Origin of the sequence: Nostoc sp. MS1 (assembly GCF_019976755.1) — a bacterium.
GTDB lineage: Bacteria > Cyanobacteriota > Cyanobacteriia > Cyanobacteriales > Nostocaceae > Trichormus.
Genome location: NZ_AP023441.1, coordinates 5,453,748 through 5,475,495, shown reverse-complemented (window position 1 = coordinate 5,475,495; position 21,748 = coordinate 5,453,748). Strand labels below are relative to the sequence as shown.

Below are 21,748 nucleotides of genomic sequence, written 5' to 3'. Positions count from 1 at the left end.
GACAGTTGTTACTCTCCCCTGTTCCCTTTCTGGGAGGGGCTAGGGGTGGGTTACTGCCTCATCTTTCCAGTCCCCTTTCCCTAATCTACTTGACTTCCGTAATTTGTAACGTGTAGGGAAAATACTTATCTTTGTCGTAGGAGCCGACCCAAACCTGATAATTTCCTGGCAACCATTCCCCACTGATACCTGGATTTTTGCCGTTTACGTCATCGTTACACCAAGTACCGCCAGGGCCTTTAACTACAATGGTGGTGTCTTGAGGAGATTGGACTTGTAGCTTTAAGTAACCAAAATTACTGTTGAGTTTGATGGTGTGGTCTGGTGTTTCATCCACAAACCCGTTACAGGGGCCTGTAGGCGTTTCGATTCTGCCTGCTACCTGGTTTGCCGCTACTGAACCGCCACTCATACCCCGGACTACCAAGGGGTCTGGAGAAAATTTCTGACTGATGGCGACATCTCCAAATATCGGTGGCGTTTCTTGGGCGTTGCTTCCGGTATGAAGTGCCGAGATAACGCCAAGTGTAACTATCATTAAAGATACCCGGATGCCTCTATTTAGCGATGTTTTCAACATTGTAATTACATAAGCTTCTCAGTGTTTGTTAAGACACTAATTTTACAGAGTAAGTTCCCAATTTGGGAGAAATTGACTACCTAAATTTTAGGTGAAAAATTAGGTAGGGTCGCAGACTTTTTATAAAGTAAATCTTTATTTTGTTGCGTGAAAATTCCCGTCTGGTGCGGGCTGGATGCCCACACCACAAGAACTAGAAGACTGGTTTATGAGAGATTAACTAGCCGCTACTGCTTGACTCAAGCGTAGTTTATCTAAACCAATCTGATTTAGGAGTAACCAGGATTGGATTAAGTCAGGACCATGCACATCACCAGTAAGGGCAACTCTGAGCGATCGCATTACTAACCCTTTCTTCACACTTTGGGCTTTCACCACTTGTTTAATTATGTCTTGGGCAGCTGCTTCTGTAAGTTGGGGTTGAGCTTCCAAGCCAGCAATAATCGCCTCAAGTGCAGCTTTAGAACCCTCTTGCTGCAATTGTTTACTGCCTTCTTCGCTCAATTCGACTGTTTGCGTAAAAAACAGTTTGGTCATCTCTACAGCATCGGTTAAACGTGTCAAGCTGGCGCTGATTAGATTAACCAACTTTTCCAACCAAGAGCGATCGCGTCCCCCAGCAAAGGAATATCCTGCTTCTTCCCAATAAGGAATCAGTAAATCAGTCAACTTATCAACTGGGGTGTTGTGGATATATTGGCTGTTCAACCAATCTAATTTTGCCCAGTCGAATTTTGCCCCGGCTTTGTTCACCCGTTCAAAACCAAATTCCTTAGCGGCTCCTTCTAAGGTAAAGATTTCTTGGGTAGAATCTGGTGGCGACCAACCAAGCAAGGTCATGTAGTTAACTAAGGCTTCAGCCGTGAAACCCATGCGTTGAAAGTCGGAAATCGATGTGACTCCATCCCGTTTGGAAAGTTTACGCCCTTCCATGTTGAGAATTAAGGGAGCATGAGCAAATTCTGGAATTTTTGCCCCAAGAGCTTCGTATAAAAGAATTTGCTTGGCGGTGTTGGCGATGTGGTCTTCTCCCCGGATGACATGACTAATTTGCATATCAATGTCATCAACTACGACCACAAAGTTATACAAGGGTTGACCAATACCATCTTCAGAAGCACGAGCGATGACCATATCACCGCCTAAATCACTGCCTTTCCAAGCTACTTTACCCCGTACTAAGTCATTCCAGACGATTTCGCGGCCATCGTCAATTTTAAACCGGATGACGAAACTGCGCCCTTGGGCTTTAAATTCAGCTTCTTGTTCTGGGGTGAGGTTACGGTGGCGGTTATCGTAACGGGGGGCTTCACCTCTGGCTTTTTGCGCTTCTCTTAAGGCTTCTAATTCTTCTGATGTGGTGTAGCAGCGATAAGCTAAACCTTGATCTAAAAGTTGTTTGACCGCTTTTTGATAAAGGTCGAGGCGTTGAGATTGGTAAAATGGCCCTTCATCCCAATTCAGCCCTAACCAACGCAGCCCCGTCATAATATTTTCTGTGTATTCGGGACGCGATCGCTCTAAATCTGTGTCTTCAATTCGCAAAATAAATGTGCCGCCGTGGTGACGGGCAAACAGCCAGTTAAATACGGCTGTCCTAGCTGTACCAATGTGTAAATTCCCAGTTGGACTAGGAGCAATTCTGACTCTAACAGTCACAGTATTTCTCTCTCTCGCAAAGCATGAATAAATTTAGCTTAATACCTAAGCCTCTGAGTCATCAGGTATTGCTAGGAAATACGGACTTCAAACCATTACTAGTTATCTGTGTCCTCTCCCTATGCTAATCAGGACTCAGCAATCATTACTCAACACTTTCTACGGGACTGACGGGGCTCGAACCCGCAACTTCCGCCGTGACAGGGCGGTGCTCTAACCAATTGAACTACAGTCCCTTAATTGGCAACTTCCCTATTATGACGCACCTTCTAAGGGTTGTCAACCTCGTTGGGGAAAATTTTTAGAATTTTTTATTGTGTTTGTGTCTCAAGTGGTAAATGAAGCGGTAGTTGAAAGGGAGTAGACTTACTATCCTGATTAGGAAGGTTAAGCGGTAGCCCAGAGGGAGCAAATTCCCTATACTGGCTGGGGATGTTTACAGGTCTAGCATTTTTAAAATTTGTATTCCCTAAATAACCTGATATTCTCGCTAACTCCGTCAAGGACTGAACTCCAGAATAAAACTTACCGTTGATTTCCCAAGTGGGATAACCTTTAATTTTGGCTGCTTTGCAAACATTTGGCTGGGCGTTTCTACCTTCTGGTGAGCATTCTATACGGTTAATTAACTTAAAGGCTTGCTGACCAAACAGATATACTTGCTCGTAGCAGTGGCTGCACCAATAAGCACCGTACAATTTAGCTTTTATCTTTTGCAGATGTTGAGCTAAAGCGATTTCTGCTTCTGTTGATATACTGTCTACAGTAATCACTCCTCCTTGATTTTTATTGAGTTCTTGCGCTGGAGATGACGAACCAAGCGTTAATGATATAAAAAATACTGATAATAAATAATGAAGTTTTGCTGGTAAAAGCATATTCCAAATTTAATCAATTAAGCTCAATTTTAACTTAATTTTTTGGCTAATTGTTCCATTTGGTGTGTAGATGATAAATGCTGAAGCATCTGAGATTGAATGTGTTTGTACTGCTGTTTGAGCAGATTTTTACTTGCATGAGGTTGAGAAGCTGGCGGTAGTTTTTGACTTTGTTCTACCCAAATTTGCAGCTTTTGTCTTTGGCTAGGTTCAATCTCGCTACTGAGGATTTGAATACAGCTATTAGGTAGTTCTAATGTAAAACAAATTAGAGCGTAGTTTGCATTATTAATTAGAGATATTATTAGTTGACGATTAGCAGGATTCTGCATATCTAGATAGCAAGGTAACCATTTTGGCTCTAACTTTTGGTTGTAAAGCAGTGTTACCCACAACAGCATCGGATGAGGTGATGTAACAAAAATAAAACGATTATAAACTTTACAATTTACCCGTAGTTGAATTTCTCTTTTTGGTAACATCAACCAGACTGTAGCTAAATTTTGCTGGTTTATGTCTAGCTGTTGAGGAAAAACGATTTCTTTGATGGGTTTATCTTGAGGCCAAGTGAGTTGTTTAGCTTGCTTCTCTAAAGATACTATTAGTTCAGAGGTCAAAGTTAATTTAGGTGTTAATGGTGAAGAGAATTTAGTAATAAACTTGGCACAATGGGATGGTTCTATTCCATCAATTATTTGTAATATTTCCCCTACAGTTTGTGGGCGATCGCTGGCTTTTTTCTCTAGGCAAGCCATGATTAAATTGTTCAGATGTGGCGAGATTTTTAGGTCTGGTTTAACATCTGCGATCGCTTTTGGTTTTTCAAAGTGATGTGCTTTATACCAAGCGCCAAATAAATCTGTTTCCGGTTGCCAAGGTTTAGCGCCAGTGAGCATTTCAAACATGATCACACCTAAGCTGTAGATATCAGAACGACTATCTAAGTTTTCTCCTTCTAATTGCTCAGGTGAACAGTAAGGTAAAGTACCGTGAAATCCTCTATTTGTACTAACTGTAACTGCATAATTAATAAACTTAGCAATACCAAAATCAAGGATTTTAACTAACTGTCCTAATATGGGATCGGGAATAACTAATATATTTGCTGGTTTAATATCTCGATGTACTAAAGCATAAACCTTACCATCAATTTGAATACCTTGATGGGCGCACTGTAAGCCCAAACAAATCTGACGGGTAAGATGGATAAACTTAGATAAAGGTAAGGGAATTAATTCCTTTAAACTTTTACCGTTGAGGTACTCCATCACATAAAAAGGTTTGCCTGTGTCACTAACACCATAATCATAAGCCCGGACAATATGCAAACTTTTTTGACTTAAAGCTGCACTCATCAGTGCTTCACGAGCAAAATCTTGTTGAATTTTGGGGTCGCATAAAGTTTGAGTCAAAAATTTGATAGCTACTGGTGTTCCTCCTAAGAGGATATCAGTTGCTAAAAAAACTTCACCCATACCACCCGTACCAATCAACTTTTGCAGTTGGTAACGATTGGCAAGTAATCCTGTACTATGTGGAGATGCAAATGTACTTTGATTCACTTTGAGAACCTCGTCTATAGCCATTTTTGGCATAAAAAAGCTCAAACATTAAGATTATTGATGTTGTTTAAAAATTTGTAAAACTCTATCAATTAGTTTAGCAAACCAATTTTTTATTTCCACCTGATCTTGAGGTTTGTTTGCTGCCAAATTACGCATAATTTCTAGTTTAATTTTTTCATATTCCGTTTTTAGTAAATTTTTAGCTTGTGTAGTGGTAATTTCATTCGTATTAATATTTTGTTGGGCTGTTAACCAATCTATAAGTTGTTGACGTTGTTTGGCACTAAGAGTTAAGGTAATGACCTGAGCGCAATTATGTGGTTCTTCTATAGCAAAAAAAAGTAGATGATAATACCCGGTTTCTGCTAACGCTTTGACAATCTTTTGACCCCTAACTTCCTGTAAATCAATAAAATAAGATAGCCATCTGATAATAGATAGTTGGAAGTCGTGCAACACTGTTACCCATAAAATCATGGGATAAACATCTAGCTTATTAATAAATTCAATTCTATTATTTTTAGACAATAATTGAGATATTTCTTGTTTTGGCAACATTGCCCAAAAAGTTGGAATGATACCTTGGGTAGTAGGTAAAAGGTGGGGAAATCCGATCAGACTTACTGGTTTATTTTTCGGCCAAGTTTTTTGTAAACATTCTTTTTCTGTAATAGAGGTTACAGGTACTAATTGAACTGTAGGTAAAGTTTCCCAAATATCATTACTGCTAGAATGACGATTTTCTATATCGTATTTAACTTGTTCCAAGACTTGAATTATTTCTGGGATATTTTGAGGGCGATCGCCTACTTCTTTTGCCAAGCAACTCATGATTAAATTTTGCAGTTCCTCTGGTATTTTTAATTCACTATTCACCTCTGCAAATGTAGGCGGTACTTGAAAGCGATGGGCTTGATACCAGTTACCAAAGGAATTACTCTGTGTCTGAAATGGATGTTTAGTTGTTAACATTTCAAACATTAATACACCTAAACTGTAAATATCAGAACGAACATCAAGTAGTTTACGCCCTTCCATATGTTCTGGTGAACAATAAGGTAAACTGCCGATAAAAGAATCAGTTAGTGTCATCCCACTGCGTTCTGTTAAAAATTTAGCAATACCAAAATCGAGAATTTTGACATTCTCACCTTGTTTAGCATTTTCAAGAATAAATATGTTTTCTGGCTTAATATCCCTGTGGACTACGGGAAATATTTCGCCTTTGAGAATAATGCCTTGGTGAGCGCATTCCAAACCCAAGCAAATCTGGTAACAAATCTCTAAAAATTTTTCTATTGTTAATGGGTTATTTCTTAATATTTGTTTTAAATTTTTTCCTTGGAGATACTCCATTACATAAAAAGGAGTCTTTTCATCAGTAACACCGTAACTTAAAACGCGCACAATATTTTTACTTTTACGTCCTAACTGTGCGCCAATAAAAATTTCTCTACCAAAGCGTTGAGATAGTTGTTGATTAGCCAAATTCAACATGAGAATTTTTAAGGCTACCTTACGACCTTTAGCCGCATCTTCTGCTAGGTAAACTCGCCCCATACCGCCTTTGCCAATCAAATCTATTATTAAGTAGCGGTTGTTTAAAACTTTTCCAATATAAACATCTGGCTCTGTTTTTGGATTTACCATATCTGGTAATTAAAAGCTAGCGAAGAAAGGGTTGCTTGCATAAATAAACATTGAATTAGAAATTAAATAAATTAATAAATTTTATAAATGTGATTGTATCTTCTAAAATTTATTTTATTGTTTAGCAAAAATTTTGCCAAATTTCATGCAAAATATCTTCAATATTATGTAACATAAGAAAATAACAAAAGATATGAGAAAATCCACGTAATCCCGGACAGAACCCAAGAAAGTTATCTAAAGTCAAGGGTAAATTTACTGACAAAACTGAATAGTTCTTCCAGACTTTAATACTTAACTAACAAAATTTTGATGCAGCAGTTGATGAAACTATATGTAACTAGCTTACGAATTGCGGATTATTCTGCTCTGTGAAAGATTTCAATTCAATCGCATCATGACTACAAAATAGCCTAACATTGCTACTGCGATCGCCGCAGGCGGGGCGTAGCCCATCGCACGATAAAGCACGCAACTTTTCTTGATTATATAATCGAGCCTTGCGGTCTACCTCCATCATCCACTGATAGGCACGTAAACCGGGTGTACAACGTCTTTTAGAAAAGCCGATTTCGTCACGGTAAAAGTAAGCATCACCAGCATGTAGAAGCCAGCCGTCCGATGTTTGAACAGCAATACCCGCATGACCTCTAAGTAGCTCAGTGTTAAAAATTATCGCTATGGCAAGGCAGGAGGCAGAAGGGAAGAGGGTTATAGCTTTGTTTACCTTTCTTAACTTAGTTTTGTTTTTTCCCACCGACTTACTTGGTGTGACCAGCTAGTGGTATGAGGAGAATTTCTGGTGGTGAACCTTCAAGGTCGCGTACTGCTTCAAAGCCAAACCAAGGTTCACCTCCAGCCGCGTAAAACTTCCAGTTTTTCACCTCATCCCACTGACCAGGACGATAGCGTTGGCTTTGAATAAAACCACCCCGTTCTTGCGCCGCGTCCATCTCAGTCTGCATCACATGCACCGTTGCTTCTGGGAAATCCTCTAAACCCCCAGCATGTTGAGCCAACGCTGTGTATTTATGCTCAAACTGAATGCGATTCAAATTGATAAAAAACTGGCTGAGTCGTGATGAGGGTGCTTGAATATCACGCTGACCAAAACCAGTATCAATCAAAACTAGCCCCTGGTTTGTCTCAATGAGTAGACAGTGACACACAAGATGCGCTGCTAGGCTACGGCTGAAGCCATCAAATAACGCTCCACCAATGGGACACATACAGCCGCAGTTAAGATGATGAATGTGCATGAATAGTTTTACCTAGCATCATGTCGAGCCTAACAAGACGGCTGGCTTCGATTCGTCTGCCATTAGTGGGGAAATTCTGACACATTCAATACTGGTCTTTGGGTTGATGACTTAATAAAAGGGAACGGGAAATAGTTAAACTAAGCTGGCCACAAAGGGCAGGGTTTCCCAACTTGAGAGAAGTGGCGTGGCGCAATGAGTCTAAAATCCGCGCTTCTATATCTCTTTATGGGTATAGTCAATCTAAAATCCAAAATCTAAAATTAACTGACTTTGATTTTGACCATAATAGTAAAGAGTAAATCTTCTATATCCCTGCCCTTTGCTATGAAAAAGCAAGACAATCCACTTAGTGGAGATGATTTAATCAAAGAGGTATGCCGCCGAATCAGAGTAGCCCGTAGTTATTGGGATGCTCATAATAATGCTGCCTGTAGGGGTGAACGTGAAAGGGCATTAGCTCTTTACAATACGCTAACAAAAGAGCAAAAACAACAGATTCCCGACGTGTTGCGGGTGTGGCTGCGTTATCGTAGTGAAAAATACTTTGGCGCACATCGAACTCCACCCAAATCGCCACGAAAATCGAAATAGCTGATGGATGCTAGAAAATTTTCTCTTTTGAGAAAATTACTTTCTACGCTACCATGTATTTCTACCGAATGTTAAAGGTATGGGTTTTTTTTATTTTACGCTATACTTACAAATCCTAGTATTAAATCACCTAAGCTTAATATTTTGGCAAATAAGTTACAGCTTCACTACAGCTTAAAAAGCTATTGCTTTTTCTTTATTGCTACTTAATTTCAAGATCATTATTTATCACATTGTAGTAACAGCTTAGATGATTGATATTAGAAATGTAGTTTAGATGAATTGTTTAAGCTGTGAATAAAAAATGGGCTGTCAAACGGATGACTATCAACCTCACATCAGGGGAGGCAGAAAGGCTGGAAAAATATTGTGAACTAACGGGAAGACCAGCCACCGATGTAATTCGAGAGTTAATTCGCTCTCTAGCGGTTGAGACAACATAAAAAGGAGATGTAGAGATAGTTAGGAGAATAGAATATGATTTGCCATACAATTTTTCTCTATTTTGAGAAGATAATTAAATAGGAGTTAGAGGCTGGATTAGTGTAGTTAATTTACCTGGAAGATACTACAAAAAAACAGCCACATAAATGTAACTGAGTCTCTACTTCTTACAACAATCCGCGATAACGAATAAAAATCAAAATTACTGCCCAAGATCCCAAAGCAACTTTGACTGCAACTAGGATATTGAGCAAGGGAATAACTCCCCCACTAATCAGTGCGCCCATTTCTCCATGCGGTAATTCTATTCCTGCCAGGGTGATGGCAGCCAGGACAATGAAAACTAGAACCGAAACTTTCTCCCATGTAGCAGCCTGCCAACGTTGGTAGATACCTTGCATCCATTCTGGTGATGAGGTAATTGCAATCAATCCGATCGCAGTTCCACCAGCCACCCCGGCGGCAAAACCACCACCAGGGCTGAGATGTCCACGAATAGCTAGTTCAATACCTACCATTGCGGCAATAGTCGCACCCAATCGCGCCAGCACAATCGATGTTTGATCTGTAAAACGATAAATTGTGCTGGAGGGTTTTTCATTCGCCAGGAGAAAGTAAGCTCCCATGATGGCGATCGTAAATACTACAACTTCGTAAATAGTGTCATACAGGCGATTTCTGAGGATGACCACTGTTACTGCATTGGGTATACCACCCTCTTTCACAAGGGTTTCTACGATAGAGAACTCATGTGAGTCTTGTACGAAATTCGGCAAAGCCAGCATTTTGAAGAACAGTGCTATGCCAGCAACAATATAGACCCATTTCATGTCTGCTTTTCCCCTGAATCTGGTGTACTTACATAGGTAAGGGTTGTTGATGGTGATGCCAGTTCGGTTTGCATAATTTCGTAAATACGTTTCACCCTGATGGCGGTGTGATAGGACTTTTCATCCTCAGTTGTGGCTTTGTCTGGATCAACCTGTTCTGGTGAGACACAAGTTGCATGAACTTCTTTATCAATCAATGCTTGGTGCAAAGCTTCAGTATCTGGATATGGAACAACTTCCAGACGCATTTGACGTTTACGAAAAATTTGACCTATGTCATTGAGCAATTGCTGAAAAGGGCTGATCTGCGGTGAGTTGTCATCTGCTTGGGGTAACTCATCTTTCAGGACACCAAGACGCATCACCAAAGATGAGCGCACTGCAACTGCATAAAGGGTAATTGCTAGCATTGTACCAACTAAGGCCTCGGTCAAAGCAACATCTGGCGCTCCTAAAATGGCATATAGCATTGCCGCCATTGCGCCCAATATGCCACGGATGACTAAGGCATTGTAGGGATTTACTTGAGTAACGACCATACAAGCAGTTAGGGGTAGCAAAGCTGTGATGGCATAGATATAAGTGTCATTCGCGTTCATAACTACCCTCACGACTGGAACAGTAAGCCAACACATACCCCAACATCGTGTTCCACATCGCTAAACAGATGATAGCGAGGGTGAGGAGCGGCCATTTGCTGGGTATTTTCAGGAGTAACCCGAACATAATACTCATTGAGCCAAGAGTATCGGCAACTGTGAGAGTATGAAGTTTGAATAATAGCGATCGCTGTCCAAGTAAGGGAAAGGTTCCCCAAAACCAGAAGAAGATGCCTACGCAGATACAGGTATAGCTTAAAAGGTCGATCATAATTTAAGGGAATAGGGTTTGATACCAATTCAAAATTCAAAATTCAAAATTCAAAATTCAAAATTAAGAAAACTATGGGTATTTAATTAATGCAATACATCGCTCATCCGTTTAAGTAGATGGGCTATTAACATCAATGCAGCGTTTCCTACGCTTAAGATAATTACTCCAACTACACCAATCATCCAGTCATCACGCAAAACTGATACGACTAGAATCATGATTGATGCCTTTGTGCTGATACTGGCAAAGGCCAACATTTTCTGCCAGATGTTTTCGTCCTGCCATGCCTCGTAGATGGGTATGAGCAGAGCTAAAATCATTGCTATTATTACTAGATTTAGGTTCATTGATGTGTTAACGGGGTGAGTGAGGGAGATGAGGGGGATGAGGGAGATGAGGAAGATGAGGAAGATGAGGAAGATGAGGGAGTATTTTCTCCCTTGTTTACTTTCTCTTGTTTAAAAGGTCTTATTCTGTCAGGTTACGTCGCTCTGGTCTTGTGCGTCGCACTCGGTGTACTTCATACACACCATCATCGCGGTATCTGACGACAACTGTTTTTGGTGTAAAGGTAATGACGAATATGTCTAGAAATATCAAACCGGGTGTACGTCCGGGTTTGACTTGTTCTAAGGTTATTTCTTCGTGCTGATGTGGGCGGAAGATGATTTCAAATGCTTCTATATATGCTTGGGGAATTGCTACTATCGTCTCCCACAGTACACGGAGCCAGTCTTTTAATGATTCTGGTGTTCTGGGACGACCGGGTAAGAGGAGGGCGATCGCAATCCCAATGATGATGTTTGCCGGACTGAAATCGGCAGTAAGCAAAAACCAAATACTCAGCCGTAAAATTAAATTTAGATGCCCAACCATGCTAACCCCTTCCAGAACAGTAGGACTAAAATCAAACTCATCACACCAATTAAATGGTCAAATTGCTCAAGGACACGGGGTAGCTTAATAATTGTGCGTTTAAAAATTAGCAAGTATGCTACCCATCCTAGAGCAATGGTTATCAAGGGTTTGATAATGTTTTCGTTGGTGTAAGCTTCGTAATACACCACATTGGCGATAAACAACCCAGCAATTAACACACTTACTGCCGCCCAAAATCCAGGCTTGACTTTTGTTTCTCCTCCACGGGGTAGGAAGATGAATTTGGCAAAGGATATTGCTGTTCCCAAGGCGGCAATATTCATAGCGATCGCTTGCCAAGGTAGCAGGTTCTTTGTTGTTAACACTTTCGCCCCAAAGCCGGACAATAAGGGGAAGCCGGAAATTGAGAAGCTGGCTATCACTAAGGCAATCCAAACTGATGTGCCAATTGGTTGGTTTTGCAGTTCTTTGAAGTTGCGACTGGGTAAAGTACCTGCTATTAGAAACAATGCGGATTTGACTAATCCGTGAGTTAGGGCATAAAAACCACCAACCACTGGTGCAGCAAGGATAAACCCTAACTGGGAAACTGTGTGAAACGCCAGCATCCGCTTAGTATCTTTTTCAAAGACTGCATAAAACACTCCTAAAAGCGCTGTGCCAACGCCGAAGGTTCTCACTATCGGGTCAATTTCTGGAACCATTAGCGCACACCGTACTAAGGGATAAACACCAGCCTTCACCACGACTCCCGACAGCATAGCCGACACTGGTGTTTCTGATTCGGAGTGGGTCAAGGGCAACCATAAACCTGATACAAAAATTCCGCCTTTTGTCAATAGTCCGACAAAAATCAAGGCGAGGGCTTCTGGCGGTGCAACGCGCAAACCTTCAAAACTAAAGGAATGATGGGCTTGATAAACTAATGCTGCACCCACCAGATAAAACAGCATTGCCACGTTGCTAATAAACAAATAGCGTAAGGCTACCCAAATCGAGCTGTCAGTCCGAGGATAGGCAATTAGGAGAAACGCAGCTATTCCACTTACTTCTAAGGCTACATATAAACTAATTAAGTCCGAACTAGCAAAGGCGGCATTAATACTGCCATGCAAAATAATCGTCTGACCGTAAAAAAAAGCTGATTTATCGCTATACCAACAGTAGAGGATAACTGCCGCAGTGACTAATCCATTAGTCAAGATAAAGTAACTGCTCAACTGGTCGAGTGTAAGGACAACGCCGAAATTATCCAGTAACTTTAGTGTCAGTGGTGATTGGTATGGAAATAACAGTGCCGCATAGCCAACCGAAGCCAAACTCACGCACAAAGCTATGTATTTGTCAATTCTGGGCAGTAAATAGATGACGAACCCTAAAAAAAACGGTAGTGCAATCCAGGCGATCGTAATATTATTCATGGCGTATTATTCTTCTCGATTTCGCTACTTTCCAAGGTCGGATTATCTCGTGATAGTTTCATCACACCGACCAGCATTAAAGCCTGAATCGAAAATCCGATGACAATTGCCGTTAATATCACCGCTTGGGGAACCGGATCAGCGTAAGCGGCATTTTTGACCTGGGAACTAATTGGTGTGACCAAGCCATTACGTGATGCAATCATTACGTAATAAGCTATAACCCCCGTACTCATCACATCCATAGAGACGATTTTCATGACGAGGTTCTTTTTCAAGATGATGCCAAAAAATCCGCACAATATTGTCGCTAATATGCACGCTTCTAACACGGGAATTGCCTGTTGGTAGAGGTTAGCTATTCAACTAACTATGAATCTGAAATAAAAGACCTATGAATGAGTATTTTCGCTTATTTATGTATCTTTAGTATGATGAGTTTCATCTTATTTTCAATGGGAAAGCATTGATGTAACTCTATACCAACGTTCTATATTGTGTATTGACTTATGCAAGTTGGGGAGAGAAAGAAGCAGGGGTGTAGGTGGGGCGGTTCACCAAAATCATCGTGAGTCATAATATATATTTGTCAACCCGCTCTTACAAATGACTAATGGCTCCCAACTTCACAAATTACCATAAGATGAGATGAATATTTATTAGTGCTGTAATGTACAAGCTTTAGTCCAGCTTGTTCTATTTCTTGAATGAGTTCGGGAATTGTAAATTTATGATGTCTCCAAATAGTAATTTCCTCTCCCGCAGTGATTGCAATACTTTTATTTATTTCTAAATAACTGAAGTTTATATTGCATGGAAGAAGAAATTTTATATTGGCGACTATACTATCCGTTACTGAATCATACTTTCTGATCAGTTCACAATCTTCTTGCTTTAAACCAAGATTAATTTTCAGCCATTTATAAATTTGGTCTACATGATACTTACAACCACCTCTGGCTATACCATCCCATTGAGAATTAGAACCAATCTCATTGGTGAAGACTAGTAAGTCATTTTCCTCCATGCTGTCTCTCAAGTTTTTGAACGCTTTACTTCTGTTTGAGTGATTAGCGATCGTTACACCTAAGTGTAAAAATATATTGGCTGTATTTTCCGATTTATCTTTTAAAATACTTTTAGGTATGCTGCAATTCTCTATATCTAATCTGTAACTAGCAAAAGCAAGTTGAGGAAACCATTTTTCCATATTTTTACTAGATACATTGAGTAACTCTTCACTAATATCTGTGGCAATATATTTATTAAGTCTGCCCAATTTGATTAAGTTGGCAAGAAATGCTTTTGCCGGATAGGAATTACCACATCCTACATCTATAATATTAAGTCGTTCGCTTTTTTTATGACTGCCATTAAGATAGACAAAATTATCTTTTAATAACTCAATCTCTATGTTTGAAGTTCGATACCATGTAGGAACAATATATTTAAGATAAAACTTATCCCAAATACTAGCACCACCACCTTTATAAGAGTATTTTAGGGGAATTTCTCGTTGAGCTTCTATGGCGTGAATTATATCTAAAATTTCTACTTTCGAGAAAACAGTGTAGAACTCAGGAATAGCATTGGCTATATAAATATCTAAATTTTTCTTTGAAGATTGAAAGCTGGAACTGCTAGGTAAATTTTGAGCCATTATTATCGTGAAGTTTGTCTAATAAATTAAATTTGTGCAGGTAAATATTATCTCATCTTCCGTTACTAAGTAAAAAGCTAAAATATTTCTATTCGCAGATAATTTTGATAGTATTTAATGTAATCCATATAAATGAATTTTCTGGAAGTATTTCTCAAGTTAAATATTTTTACCTTGTAAGACAATGTTTTATGAATACTACATTACCCATAGAAGGAGTGATCTATTAATCAATTGTTCACCCGAATGGGTGAATGCGATCGCCTAATAACGAATTAACCTAAAGTAAGAAGCCGTCAAGATGCTATTTCCAAACATATCAATAGGATTGAAGCTATATAAAGACTGTGAAAATAGCTATGATTATTTATCAAGATAATTTATTCGCTGGGAGATCCAAAGGACATAGAGTGGATGAAATCGTCAAAGTACAAGAGCAACAAGTTATAAATCGCCTACAAGCTACTGAATCACAGTATCAAGCTGTTTTGAATGCTATTCCTGACTCTATATTTCGCCTCACTCGTGACGGGAATTTTCTTTCCTTGAACAGAGAAGCCGCAGATATGGTTGGTTCTGAGGAAACATTAATTGGTAAAAATCTACGCAATGTATTACCAACAGATGTCGCCACGATGATTGCTGGAATCGTTCTCAAAACATTGGATACAGGAAATTTACAAGTTTGCGAATATCAGTTGTCAACACCATTAGGAATGCGCGATTATGAAGCGCGTTTGGTAGTTAGTGGTGTGGATGAAGTTGTAGCTATTGTCCGAGACATTACAGAACGGAAACAAACTGAAATTACTTTGCATAACCTAGCACAAAAGTTTTCCACAGCTTTTAATTGCAGTCCCGATCCCATCAGCATCAGTACACTCAAAGAGGGACGCTACATCGAAGTTAATGATAGTTTCGTTAAACTCTCTGGGTATGCACGGGATGAAGTGATTGAGCGTACTGCTTTTGAATTAAATATTTGGGTTAATAAGAGCGATCGCACTAAATTATTGCACGAATTACAGACACAAGGTGTAGTTCGCAATACAGAAACATTATTTCGTTGCAAGTCAGGTAAGATACTCACGGTGCAGGTTTCCGCCGAAGTGATTGAATTAGATGGTATTCCTCACCTTTTGGTTATCACTCACGATGTTACCGAACACAAACAGACAGAAATTAAATTACTTCAGACAGCACAGAAGCAAGCCCAACTTTACGAAAAACTGGCTGATTTAAACGCAAATCTAGAACATCAGGTAGAAGAACGCACTGCTCAATTACAACAGAAAATTGCGGAACTAGCACAAATGCAACGGGTAAAGGACGTTGTACTGCACACTGTCGCCCATGATTTACGGACTTTTGTAATTGGTAATTTGATGGTGTTAGAAAATATGGGAGAAAAATCTTCTCTAGCACCCAATACCCAATCTCTAATTTCTGTTCCTCGCTCAATTCTTGATCGCATGATTCAAGCTAACAATCGGCAATTAGCGATGCTAGATTCCTTGTTGGATATTCATTCATGTCAGGAACAAAGATTAAACCTAAATCAAGAACTAGTTCCTTTTGGTGAATTCTTAGAGCAGATTATCACAAAATTACAACCAATTTTAAGCGAAAATCAGTCCACTATCACAAACTTGCTACCACCAGATTTACCTCTAGTAATGGCTGATAAGACGCGATTAGAGAAAGTATTGCTTAATTTATTAACTTATAGTTTACAGCACAATCCTCCAGGGTTAAATTTTACCATCAATGCCATAGTAGAAGATGGGATGATTCGGACATATATTCAAGATAACGGTGTAACAATGAGTAAAGCAGAGTGCGATCGCCTTTTTGATTTACAGATCCGCGATCCTCAAGCTCCTTGTTCAACCGCAATTTGCTTAAAAATGTATCTGTGTAAGCAAATCATTCAAGCACACGGTGGACAAATTGGCGCTACCCATCATCCCCAGCAAGGATTAACCTTTTGGTTTACATTACCATTACAGTAGTTTTCTTTTGCATGAAGTATAACGCTACAGGTTTTGAGGTGAAAGCAAATAGTTATAAACTTTAGAGTGCATCAAACAGTTATATATTTGATGCACATCTTTTTAATTCTACAATCTGATTAAACTACCTGATTACCCAGGTTTAGTAACCAGTTATTGTAATCTTCCAAAATTTTCTTGCGTTTTTTACCTACAGTTTTGCTGTCATTCTCTTCATCCAAGCGAGCAAATTTATTATTCTCATTGGTAACTTGATATTTAATAAACTGTTGCCAGAGGGATTTATTGACAAATACATCCTTCTTAACCGAACTTGGCTGATCAAAATTGTTATAAAGATTATTGTTCCAATTAGAAGCAGTCGTATCGCTAGATAAACTTATTGAAGCTTGTGTGTAGCTGGATGAACTTGATAATGCTGTATTGCTACTTGTAGTAGATGTGGCATTCACACTAGGAAGTGTACCACCATTTGCTGCTGTAGAAGTAAGTATTTGCCGTACTTGTGCATCGGTTAAGCTACTTTTTGCACTCAACATTAACGCCACTACACCCGCAATATGGGGAGCTGCCATAGAAGTGCCTGAAAGGTCTTTATATTGATTCCCTGGATATGTGGAATATATACCAATACCAAAGTAGTCATCGTATGCGCCAGGGGCTGTAATGTATGCCAGTGGAGTTGTTCCAGCACGGTTTGAGAAATCGGTCAGGGTTCTATCATAATTGACGGCTCCTACAGCAAGTCCATACTGATCTGCGTAGCGAGCTGGATAGCCTGGGGCTGATACACCTTCGTTGCCGGCTGCGGAAACAATAATTGCTCCTTTACTTACGGCATATTGCATCGCTGATAATAGCTCACTTTGAGGAGACGGCCCGCCTAAGCTGAGATTAATTACACGCGCTCCATTATTTACTGCGTAACGAATACCATTGGCGATCATATTATCTGATCCTCCATTTGGCCCCAACACTTTCACTGGCATAATCTTGGCATTATAAGCAATACCAGTAACACCAAAGCTATTTCTTGCCGCAGCAATAGTACCAGCTACTACCATGACCCTCGTCATCTAGTGAGTTGTTGTTGTTATCAAAAAAGTTCCAACCGTAGACATCATCAATATAGCCATTACCATCATCATCTATGCCGTTGCCAGCAATTTCCTTGGTATTCTTCCAGATATTAGGGCTTAAGTCAGGGTGTGTATAGTCTACACCAGTATCAACCACAGCAACAATTACGCCCTGACCAGTGTATCCCTTCGCCCAAACTTCTGGTGCTTTAATTGCATCCGCACCCCAATTATCACCACCCAAGTCAGGAACATCAGCAAAAGTAGGTTGACCAAGGGCTTTAGCTACTGCGGCGGCGGCGTTCACTAAGCCAAAACCTGTAGTGGAATTAAACCCACCACCATTAACTGGATTAAAGGTAATTGGTGTTGTGATGTAAACAGCATTGTTACTTTCATTACTCTCAACAACAGATCCAGAGCCGTCAGCTTTCACGATGAGGTAGTATTTGCCAGCATTAATAATAGAGTTAAGCTCAACAGCAGTAGAGCGGGAAATAACGGCAGAAGGTGCAATAGTAGAATTTGCCTCAATTTCCGTACCTAAAAAGATATCGTCGTCATTACCAAATGTTGTATCTCGTGATAGATAAAAACTTGACTTACTCGCCCCAGCAGTTCCGTTACCTTGGTTTTTTAGTTGATAGTTGACTTGGACAGTCGTACCAATGATGGCACTGCTAGGCGCAGTCGCATCTTGGATAACCAAATCTGGCGCAGTAATCGTAATCGCTCTTGCAGCAACATTATTATTTTCATTGCTTTCTCTTAGTATTTCAGTACCATCAGCTTTATAAAGCAGATAGTAATTACCAGGAATAAGGTTGCTCTTAACTGTTAAAGATATGGAACGTGAAGCTACAGCAGAGGGTGCAAGACTATAGATACTATCAAAGCCTAAATAGACATCATCATTACTGAGAGTTTGGTCTTGGGAAATATAAAAATTCGTGTAATGATAACCAGCATTGCCATTACCTTGGTTTTTTAATTGATAGCTGAGTGAAATTGTTGTCCCAATGTTAGCGCTGGTGGGGGCCAAAGGATTCTGGATTAACAAATCTGGTGCAGCAATTGTAATCGCCTTAGCCGTAACATTATTACTTTCATTGCTTTCAGCTAAGTCGTTATTCGCATCAGCTTGCAATAGCAGATAGTAGTTACCAAAATTGGTGTTACTGCTAATAGTTAAATAGTAAGATTCAGAGCTATAAGTACCAGCACTCAGTCCAGATAAGAAGTAGTTTTGGTCAGAGGCTAACAACGTATCATCACTACTCAAAGTGATGTCTTTAGACAAATAAAACTTAGTTGTACTTGTACTTGCACTAGCTGCACCTTGATTCGCTAATTGGTAGTTGACTGTGATTAGGCTACCAGGGTCAACAACATTAGGAGCAGAAACATTTTGGATGATGAGGTCGGGTTTAGGGCCATTGATAGTAATAGCTTTAGCAAGTACATTATTAGTTTCATTACTTTCAGCTAAGTTACTATCAGCATCGGCTCTAAATAATAGATAATAGTTCCCCCCAACAATGGTATTTTTGACCAAAATGGAAGATGTTCTGGAATTATAAGTACCTGCGGCAATACTACTAACAGCATCCGAGCCAAGCAACACATCATCTGAACTGTAATTTGTATCTTTGGAGAGGTAGAACTTAGTATTACTGGCGGCTGCACTACCAACGCCTTGGTTTTTCACTTCATAACTCAGTTGAATAGTATTACCCACTGATGCAGAGCCGGGTGATATGGCGTTTTGGATGATGAGGTCAGCTTGGTTAATGGTGATGGCTTTGGCAACAATGTTATTAGTTTCATTACTTTCAGCTAAATTATTATCAGCATCGGCTCTAAATAATAACTGGTAGTTACCTGGGGCGACATTATTAGCAATCAAGATAGATGCTGTCTCTGAACTAGAAGCACCTGCGGCAAGACTATTAACAGCATCTGAGCCAAGCAATATATCATCGGAACTGAAAGTCCCGTCTTTGGAGAGGTAGAACTTAGTATTACTAGCTGCTGCACTACCAACACCTTGATTTTTTACTCCATAACTCAGTTGAATAGTGCTACCTAATGATCCAGATGTTGGTGATAAGGGGTTTTGGATGAGCAGGTCTGGATTTCCTGCGGAATTAATGGTGATGAGGTTGCCAAAAGCATTGTTATTTTCATTGCTTTCACTAACGCTTCCATCACCATCCACATAGTAGATCAAATAATAATTGCCAGGAGTGACGTTACTACCAACAGTGAACGTCAACGACTCTTGAGTAGTAAGTAGAACAAGGTGAAAAAACCAAAGTGTGTAAAGATAAGTAAATACATAAATGTGTCTACCAAGGTAACAGGGATATGGGCAGCCGTTTAAGGGTATTTCTGACTCCTAAGCAAGATAAAATTTTGTTCAACCTGAGAACGGCAGATGTACCCCAGAAAGTGAAAGACCGAGCCGAAGTGATCAGATTAAGCGCACATGGTTGGTACGTAGAGAAGATAGCAGATCACTTTGACTGGACTGCCCAAACAGTAAGAGAAGTTTTGCATAGATGGGAAAAACAAGGTCTAGAAGGACTGTGGGAGAAAGCAGGGCGGGGAGGAAAATCAAGGTGGGCAGAAGCTGACATGGCGTTCTTAGAAAAATGCTTGGAGCAAGAACCACGTACATATAATAGTGTTCAATTAGCCCAAAAATTAGAGCAAGAACGCTCCGTGAAATTGAGTCCTGACTGGTTAAGGCAGGTACTCAAAAAAAGGGGGTCATTTGGAAGCGAACTAGAAAAAGCCACAAAGGAAAGCAAGACAAAGTATTGCAGCAAATCAAACAGGCAGACTTAGAGATGTTGGAATTATCTGCTGCTGCTGGAGAAATCGATTTAAAGTATATGGATGAATCAGGGTTTTGTGCCTGGAGTGAACCCAGTTACAGTTACTACTTCCGAGGTCAGCAAAAACGCCTGGAGCAGAGTAAGCGTCGGGGTCGAAGGTTAAGTATTATTGGGTTTCTTCAACCCCTAATTAGTTTTGTGTACGGTCTAGTGATTGGTGGCGTTTCACGCAAATCCTATATTCAAATGATGGAGCTTGAAGCACTTGAAGCCCAAAAAGCAGGTCGTATCAGAGTCATCGTTCAGGACAACGGCCCGATACATCGGTGCAAAGAAGTTCAGCAATTATGGACAAAGTGGGAAGAGATGGGTTTGTACATCTTCTTTTTACCTAAATATTGCTCAGAGATGAATCCAATTGAATTGGAGTGGCAACACCTGAAAAAAAATGAACTAGCTTCTCAAAGTTTTGAGGATGAATTAGACCTTGCCTATGCTGTCATTGATGGAGTTCAAAATAGAGGAGAAAAGGGAAACTACAGTACGCAACGTGTAAAATTTAACTCTTATTCTTCTGCTTAATTCTTTGTTACATACTTATAAATTTTCTCCACGACTTACTTATTACCTGCAAGAATACTACTAACAGGGTCAAAGCCTAAATAGAAATCATTACTACTTATATTCAAGTCTTGAGACAAGTAGAACTTAGTGTTGCTAGCTCCAGCAGTAGCAGTACCTTGATTCTTGACTTGATAACTGATTTGAACACTATTACCAACAGTTGCAGAAGAGGGAACTATGGCGTTTTGTGCTGTTAAATCCGGCTGAGTAACGCTAAATGTTATACCAAAAGCATTGTTATTTTCATTACTTTCACTAACGTTTCCATCAGCATCCATGTAGTAAATCAAATAATAATTACCCGGTTTGATGTTGCTACCGATAGTGAGTGTGGCGGATTCTTGGCTATAACTACCAGCAGCAATACCACTCACATAGTCGTAGCCCAGATACGTATCAGTACTATCAATATTCAAATCTGGTGATAAATAGAAGTCAGTATAGCTACTACCAGCACTAGCATTTCCTATATTTTGGACTTGATAACTTAACTGAAAGCTGCTACCCACCACAACGGAAGAGGGCATTGAGGCGTTTGGCCCTGTTAGGTCTGGTAGTACAGCAGCAGTTGTAAAAATATTATCTCGATCGCCATTACTCTCATTTGTCGCTGAAGAACTACTCACAAGCTTGGCCGTTAAGCCATTTATACTATTTGAGCTTGGGAAAGGTGAATCTTCAGGGCGATTTAAAATACCAATATTTCCAGCTTCTAACGAAGTATTATTTTTTCTATTAAAGTTGTATTCACGGCTAGTATTCATGAATTATTGACCTCAAAACTAAATTTATACAGCAATAAATGTTAAAACTAGCTATCTTCTAACTAAAGACTTAGATACAGCGAGAATTGTAATAATTTTTTGATGGAAAAGATATGCAGAAAAATGCACACTTTAAC

20 protein-coding genes, 1 tRNA gene and 1 pseudogene are annotated in these 21,748 nt (G+C 39.8%); 4 read left to right on the top strand and 18 right to left on the bottom strand.

All coding sequences use genetic code 11. The annotated features are described in order from the left end of the window. Positions 1–85: 85 nt before the first annotated feature. The 8 genes from NSMS1_RS23615 to NSMS1_RS23580 all read right to left on the bottom strand — a co-directional run bounded on the left by NSMS1_RS23615 (position 86) and on the right by NSMS1_RS23580 (position 7,591). Positions 86–580 carry a hypothetical protein gene (locus NSMS1_RS23615; protein WP_224087141.1) on the bottom strand — a complete coding sequence of 165 codons (495 nt, stop codon included), beginning with the start codon at positions 578–580 and terminating at the stop codon, positions 86–88. Between the two features lie 216 nt (positions 581–796). Further along, entirely contained in the window at positions 797–2,239 is a 1,443-nt protein-coding gene (gene gltX, locus NSMS1_RS23610; RefSeq protein ID WP_224087140.1) for a glutamate--tRNA ligase, read from the bottom strand. 162 nt (positions 2,240–2,401) lie between these two features. Then, a tRNA-Asp gene (locus NSMS1_RS23605) sits at positions 2,402–2,475 on the bottom strand. Positions 2,476–2,550: 75 nt separating this feature from the next. Next, a complete protein-coding gene (locus NSMS1_RS23600; protein ID WP_224087139.1) occupies positions 2,551–3,117 on the bottom strand; it encodes a hypothetical protein in 567 nt (188 codons plus the stop codon). Positions 3,118–3,146: 29 nt separating this feature from the next. Further along, positions 3,147–4,679: a serine/threonine protein kinase gene (locus NSMS1_RS23595; protein ID WP_224095328.1), complete on the bottom strand. Its 1,533-nt coding sequence runs from the start codon at positions 4,677–4,679 to the stop codon at positions 3,147–3,149. 54 nt (positions 4,680–4,733) lie between these two features. Then, positions 4,734–6,332 carry a serine/threonine protein kinase gene (locus tag NSMS1_RS23590; protein ID WP_224087138.1) on the bottom strand — a complete coding sequence of 533 codons (1,599 nt, stop codon included), beginning with the start codon at positions 6,330–6,332 and terminating at the stop codon, positions 4,734–4,736. Positions 6,333–6,672: 340 nt separating this feature from the next. After that, complete coding sequence (locus NSMS1_RS23585) at positions 6,673–7,089, bottom strand: hypothetical protein (RefSeq protein WP_224087137.1); 417 nt, start codon at positions 7,087–7,089, stop codon at positions 6,673–6,675. 4 nt (positions 7,090–7,093) lie between these two features. Next, positions 7,094–7,591, bottom strand: a complete 498-nt coding sequence (locus NSMS1_RS23580) for a hypothetical protein (RefSeq protein WP_224087136.1) — start codon at positions 7,589–7,591, stop codon at positions 7,094–7,096. 327 nt (positions 7,592–7,918) lie between these two features. On the opposite strand from NSMS1_RS23580, the gene NSMS1_RS23575 reads away from it, so the two are divergent. Further along, positions 7,919–8,185 carry a Precorrin-3B methylase gene (locus NSMS1_RS23575; protein WP_224087135.1) on the top strand — a complete coding sequence of 89 codons (267 nt, stop codon included), beginning with the start codon at positions 7,919–7,921 and terminating at the stop codon, positions 8,183–8,185. Between the two features lie 293 nt (positions 8,186–8,478). Then, positions 8,479–8,628: a CopG family transcriptional regulator gene (locus tag NSMS1_RS23570; protein WP_224095438.1), complete on the top strand. Its 150-nt coding sequence runs from the start codon at positions 8,479–8,481 to the stop codon at positions 8,626–8,628. A 168-nt stretch (positions 8,629–8,796) separates the two neighbouring features. Here the strand turns inward: NSMS1_RS23570 and NSMS1_RS23565 are convergent, their stop codons facing one another. The 8 genes from NSMS1_RS23565 to NSMS1_RS23530 form a co-directional block, all read right to left on the bottom strand. Beyond that, positions 8,797–9,459 (bottom strand): Na(+)/H(+) antiporter subunit B, encoded by a 663-nt coding sequence (locus tag NSMS1_RS23565; RefSeq protein WP_224087134.1) that lies wholly within the window; start codon positions 9,457–9,459, stop codon positions 8,797–8,799. After that, a complete protein-coding gene (locus tag NSMS1_RS23560) occupies positions 9,456–10,058 on the bottom strand; it encodes a DUF4040 domain-containing protein (RefSeq protein ID WP_224087133.1) in 603 nt (200 codons plus the stop codon). The genes NSMS1_RS23565 and NSMS1_RS23560 overlap by 4 nt, the downstream gene beginning before the upstream one ends. After that, entirely contained in the window at positions 10,045–10,329 is a 285-nt protein-coding gene (locus tag NSMS1_RS23555; RefSeq protein WP_224087132.1) for a monovalent cation/H(+) antiporter subunit G, read from the bottom strand. Before NSMS1_RS23555 ends, NSMS1_RS23560 begins: the two co-directional genes overlap by 14 nt. A gap of 86 nt (positions 10,330–10,415) precedes the next feature. After that, on the bottom strand, positions 10,416–10,679 hold the full coding sequence (locus tag NSMS1_RS23550; protein WP_224087131.1) for a hypothetical protein: 264 nt from the start codon (positions 10,677–10,679) through the stop codon (positions 10,416–10,418). 121 nt (positions 10,680–10,800) lie between these two features. After that, a complete protein-coding gene (locus NSMS1_RS23545; RefSeq protein WP_224087130.1) occupies positions 10,801–11,208 on the bottom strand; it encodes a Na+/H+ antiporter subunit E in 408 nt (135 codons plus the stop codon). Continuing rightward, complete coding sequence (locus NSMS1_RS23540) at positions 11,193–12,632, bottom strand: cation:proton antiporter (RefSeq protein WP_224087129.1); 1,440 nt, start codon at positions 12,630–12,632, stop codon at positions 11,193–11,195. Before NSMS1_RS23540 ends, NSMS1_RS23545 begins: the two co-directional genes overlap by 16 nt. Then, positions 12,629–12,964 carry a cation:proton antiporter subunit C gene (locus NSMS1_RS23535; protein ID WP_224087128.1) on the bottom strand — a complete coding sequence of 112 codons (336 nt, stop codon included), beginning with the start codon at positions 12,962–12,964 and terminating at the stop codon, positions 12,629–12,631. Before NSMS1_RS23535 ends, NSMS1_RS23540 begins: the two co-directional genes overlap by 4 nt. Before the next feature lie 278 nt (positions 12,965–13,242). Further along, positions 13,243–14,292, bottom strand: a complete 1,050-nt coding sequence (locus NSMS1_RS23530) for an L-histidine N(alpha)-methyltransferase (protein ID WP_224087127.1) — start codon at positions 14,290–14,292, stop codon at positions 13,243–13,245. 359 nt (positions 14,293–14,651) lie between these two features. Between NSMS1_RS23530 and NSMS1_RS23525 the strand changes: the two genes are divergently transcribed. After that, on the top strand, positions 14,652–16,304 hold the full coding sequence (locus NSMS1_RS23525; protein ID WP_224087126.1) for a PAS domain-containing sensor histidine kinase: 1,653 nt from the start codon (positions 14,652–14,654) through the stop codon (positions 16,302–16,304). A 119-nt stretch (positions 16,305–16,423) separates the two neighbouring features. Here NSMS1_RS23525 and NSMS1_RS35355 read toward each other — a convergent pair. Then, a pseudogene (locus tag NSMS1_RS35355) lies at positions 16,424–19,613 on the bottom strand (CARDB domain-containing protein). 137 nt (positions 19,614–19,750) lie between these two features. Here NSMS1_RS35355 and NSMS1_RS23510 point away from each other — a divergent pair. Further along, positions 19,751–20,805, top strand: a protein-coding gene (locus tag NSMS1_RS23510) for an IS630 family transposase (protein WP_224085966.1) whose coding sequence is annotated in 2 segments (ribosomal slippage) — positions 19,751–20,143 and positions 20,146–20,805 — 1,053 coding nt in all. Because the reading frame shifts where the segments join, the coding sequence is not laid out codon by codon here. 35 nt (positions 20,806–20,840) lie between these two features. Here the strand turns inward: NSMS1_RS23510 and NSMS1_RS23505 are convergent. Beyond that, complete coding sequence (locus NSMS1_RS23505; RefSeq protein ID WP_224087125.1) at positions 20,841–21,611, bottom strand: CARDB domain-containing protein; 771 nt, start codon at positions 21,609–21,611, stop codon at positions 20,841–20,843. Positions 21,612–21,748 lie beyond the last annotated feature (137 nt).

Coding starts and splice junctions, on each gene's coding strand:
- NSMS1_RS23615 (WP_224087141.1), bottom strand. CDS start 580: ATGTTGAAAACATCGCTAAATAGAGGCATCCGGGTATCTTTAATGATA.
- NSMS1_RS23600 (WP_224087139.1), bottom strand. CDS start 3,117: ATGCTTTTACCAGCAAAACTTCATTATTTATTATCAGTATTTTTTATA.
- NSMS1_RS23590 (WP_224087138.1), bottom strand. CDS start 6,332: ATGGTAAATCCAAAAACAGAGCCAGATGTTTATATTGGAAAAGTTTTA.
- NSMS1_RS23580 (WP_224087136.1), bottom strand. CDS start 7,591: ATGCACATTCATCATCTTAACTGCGGCTGTATGTGTCCCATTGGTGGA.
- NSMS1_RS23575 (WP_224087135.1), top strand. CDS start 7,919: ATGAAAAAGCAAGACAATCCACTTAGTGGAGATGATTTAATCAAAGAG.
- NSMS1_RS23565 (WP_224087134.1), bottom strand. CDS start 9,459: ATGAAATGGGTCTATATTGTTGCTGGCATAGCACTGTTCTTCAAAATG.
- NSMS1_RS23560 (WP_224087133.1), bottom strand. CDS start 10,058: ATGAACGCGAATGACACTTATATCTATGCCATCACAGCTTTGCTACCC.
- NSMS1_RS23555 (WP_224087132.1), bottom strand. CDS start 10,329: ATGATCGACCTTTTAAGCTATACCTGTATCTGCGTAGGCATCTTCTTC.
- NSMS1_RS23550 (WP_224087131.1), bottom strand. CDS start 10,679: ATGAACCTAAATCTAGTAATAATAGCAATGATTTTAGCTCTGCTCATA.
- NSMS1_RS23545 (WP_224087130.1), bottom strand. CDS start 11,208: ATGGTTGGGCATCTAAATTTAATTTTACGGCTGAGTATTTGGTTTTTG.
- NSMS1_RS23540 (WP_224087129.1), bottom strand. CDS start 12,632: ATGAATAATATTACGATCGCCTGGATTGCACTACCGTTTTTTTTAGGG.
- NSMS1_RS23530 (WP_224087127.1), bottom strand. CDS start 14,292: ATGGCTCAAAATTTACCTAGCAGTTCCAGCTTTCAATCTTCAAAGAAA.
- NSMS1_RS23525 (WP_224087126.1), top strand. CDS start 14,652: ATGATTATTTATCAAGATAATTTATTCGCTGGGAGATCCAAAGGACAT.
- NSMS1_RS23505 (WP_224087125.1), bottom strand. CDS start 21,611: ATGAATACTAGCCGTGAATACAACTTTAATAGAAAAAATAATACTTCG.